The organism is Klebsiella sp. K-3 (genome assembly GCF_051207495.1).
Classification (GTDB): domain Bacteria; phylum Pseudomonadota; class Gammaproteobacteria; order Enterobacterales; family Enterobacteriaceae; genus Klebsiella; species Klebsiella aerogenes.
Window position 1 is genome coordinate 1 of sequence record NZ_JBPNXF010000033.1, and the last position, 1,064, is coordinate 1,064.

Below are 1,064 nucleotides of genomic sequence, written 5' to 3' on the forward strand. Positions count from 1 at the left end.
ACGCCCGCGCCAACGGTACGGCCGCCTTCACGGATTGCGAAACGCAGACCGTCGTCCATCGCGATCGGGTGGATCAGGGTAACAACCATTTTGATGTTGTCGCCCGGCATTACCATCTCTACGCCTTCCGGCAGTTCGATGGTACCAGTCACGTCAGTAGTACGGAAGTAGAACTGCGGACGGTAGCCTTTGAAGAACGGAGTATGACGGCCGCCTTCGTCTTTGGACAGGATGTACACTTCAGATTCGAACTTGGTGTGCGGCTTGATGCTGCCCGGCTTAGCCAGTACCTGACCACGTTCGATTTCTTCACGTTTGATACCACGCAGCAGAACACCTACGTTCTCACCAGCACGGCCTTCGTCCAGCAGTTTGCGGAACATTTCAACGCCAGTACAGGTGGTTTTCGCGGTTTCTTTGATACCAACGATTTCAACTTCTTCACCAACTTTGATGATACCGCGCTCTACACGACCGGTAACAACGGTACCACGACCGGAGATGGAGAATACGTCTTCGATCGGCAGCAGGAACGGCTTGTCAATCGCACGCTCTGGTTCTGGGATGTAAGAATCCAGGAAGCCAGCCAGTTCGATGATTTTCGCTTCCCACTCTGCGTCGCCTTCCAGCGCTTTCAGAGCAGAACCACGAACGATCGGAGTGTCGTCGCCCGGGAAATCGTACTGAGACAGCAGTTCACGAACTTCCATCTCAACCAGTTCCAGCAGCTCTTCGTCATCAACCATGTCGCATTTGTTCAGGAACACGATGATGTACGGAACGCCTACCTGACGACCCAGCAGGATGTGCTCACGAGTCTGCGGCATCGGGCCGTCAGTCGCAGCAACAACCAGGATCGCGCCATCCATCTGAGCAGCACCGGTGATCATGTTTTTAACATAGTCGGCGTGGCCCGGGCAGTCTACGTGTGCGTAGTGGCGAGTCGGGGTGTCATATTCAACGTGGGAAGTGTTGATGGTGATACCACGAGCTTTTTCTTCCGGCGCGTTATCGATCTGGTCGAATGCGCGAGCAGCACCGCCGTAGGTTTTAGCCAGTACGGT

1 protein-coding gene is annotated in these 1,064 nt (G+C 54.7%); it reads right to left on the reverse strand.

Annotated elements, in window-relative coordinates:
• A partial coding sequence (tuf, locus tag ACSEMK_RS24015; protein ID WP_048338934.1) for an elongation factor Tu occupies positions 1-1,064 on the reverse strand: 1,064 nt, incomplete at both ends.